This window comes from Sphingopyxis sp., assembly GCF_036402335.1.
Classification (GTDB): domain Bacteria; phylum Pseudomonadota; class Alphaproteobacteria; order Sphingomonadales; family Sphingomonadaceae; genus Sphingopyxis.
This window is the reverse complement of sequence record NZ_DASWTD010000313.1, coordinates 1-1779: the sequence shown is the minus strand read 5'-3', so window position 1 is coordinate 1779 and position 1779 is coordinate 1. Positions and strand designations below refer to the sequence as shown.

Below are 1779 nucleotides of genomic sequence, written 5' to 3'. Positions count from 1 at the left end.
GGTCGAGATCGGGCACACATACGGCTTGCTGCTGCTGGTCTTCGGCACGGCGGGCGTGCTGATGGGGGGATGGCTGGGCGACGTCATGACCCGCCGTCACGGGCCCGGCGGGCGGCTGCGCATCGCGATCGCCGTCAAGCTCCTGACCATTCCGTTCATCGTCGGCTATACGCTGCTTCCCGACGCGAGTTGGGCATTGCTGCCGTTGGCGGCATCGATCTTCCTACCAACGTTCATGAACGGCCTGAGCCCCGCCATCCTGCAGCAGATGGTGCCGAACCAGATGCGCGGCACCGCCATTTCGATCTCGCTGCTGGTCGTGAACATGCTCGGCCTCGGCCTCGGTCCGACCTTGATCGCGGTGCTCAACGATCATGTGTTCCGCGACCCCAACATGATCCATCTCTCGATCCTGCTGGTTTGTGTGGTGATGGCGGCGATTTCGCTGCTTCTCATCCTCATCGCCTATCGCCCCTATGTCGCGCTGGTGAATGACTTGCAGCAGTCGCAGACAGAACAGGGCAGGCAGGCATTTGCTCCGGGCAGGCACTAGGCTATGCCGCATCGATCAGCTGCGAAAAGCCTGCGACCGGGATAGGAGGGCCGATGCCGGACATGCCACGCCACCGCTCCCCCCGCTCCAGCCGCGACGAGCGCCGCACCGACTTGCTCGGCCATGCCGCGCGCGGGGTCCTGACGCAGGGCGGACTGCCGCTGTCCTATGACCAGCTCGCGGTCGCGGCGGGGGTCAGCAAGGCGCTGGTGTATAATTATTTCCCCAGCCAAATCGCGCTCGGCACCGCGCTCGTCGAAGAAGAACTGACCAGCGTCGATCGACGCGAACTTGGACGGCTGGCCGCGCTCGAGGACCCGGTCGCGGCAGCGCGGGCATGCGCGGACCTGTATTTCGACATAGTCGCCGATCGCGGCCCGCTGCTCCACATCCTGCTGGCCGACCCGTTGCTGAATCAGGGACAGACGGCGCATGTCACCGCGCGAAGCGGCCTGTTGCTGCTGCCGCTCGTGCGCCGATTGCGGGGCGCCTTTGGCATATCGGCACGCGAGGCCAATATCATCGTCCAGCTTCTGATCACCCTGCCCGAAGAGGCAGGAAAGCAGGTGTTCCAGGGCAGTTCGACGCGCGATCGGGCGAGACGGCTGTGCGCCGATACCGTCGAGGCGACGCTGTCGGCCTTGCAGGGCGACCGGTCCGCTGACGGCGCGCTGGCGTCAGGCGTCGACCTGTTGTGACGCGGCTGTCCGGTGGCCGTGTTCGTCGATCATATAGTCGATGCCGGCGCCGATGCCTGGCATGATCAACCGCTCAATGGTTTCGAGATCGGCCTTGCCGCGGGCCAGCAGGCGGCCGCCGCGTAGCGACATCGCGGTCAGCAGGGTGCCAATGAACGTACTCGCCCAAGCCGGCACCCCGTAGGCATCCTCGAAAGCGGTTCCCAGCACGTCACGGTTTACCCTGCGGCGATCCTCATGCTCGCTGCGCAGGGCAAGGCGAACGTCGGGAAGCGCGAGAAGCTCCTGGACGATTTCGCCGCGCTGGCTGACCTGCCGAAGGTAGGCGATCGTGGTCAGCGTATAGCGCATCTTGGGGTCGGTGCAGTTGCGGGCGGCGGAAAGGCGCGCCTTGTTCATTTCGGTGAGCTCGGTCCGCGCGATCGCGACCAAGACCTCCGCCAGGCTTTTGTAATAATTATAAATCTGGGCCTCGCTGATGCCGATATCGCGGGCGATCCGTTTCAGCGAAACCGCGTGCACACCCTC

General features: G+C 64.9%; 2 protein-coding genes and 1 pseudogene. 2 read left to right on the top strand and 1 reads right to left on the bottom strand.

The features are described 5' to 3' along the window. Positions 1-553 (top strand): annotated as a pseudogene (locus VGD20_RS09720) (hypothetical protein); the annotation flags it as partial. Positions 554-606: 53 nt separating this feature from the next. Further along, the gene (locus VGD20_RS09715; RefSeq protein ID WP_331134248.1) at positions 607-1251 is read left to right on the top strand and encodes a TetR/AcrR family transcriptional regulator; all 645 of its coding nucleotides are present in this window, start codon (positions 607-609) and stop codon (positions 1249-1251) included. Here the strand turns inward: VGD20_RS09715 and VGD20_RS09710 are convergent. Beyond that, the coding region (locus VGD20_RS09710) for a TetR/AcrR family transcriptional regulator (RefSeq protein WP_331134247.1) at positions 1231-1779 on the bottom strand (549 nt) is incomplete at its 5' end. The two genes, VGD20_RS09715 and VGD20_RS09710, sit on opposite strands and share 21 nt — an antisense overlap.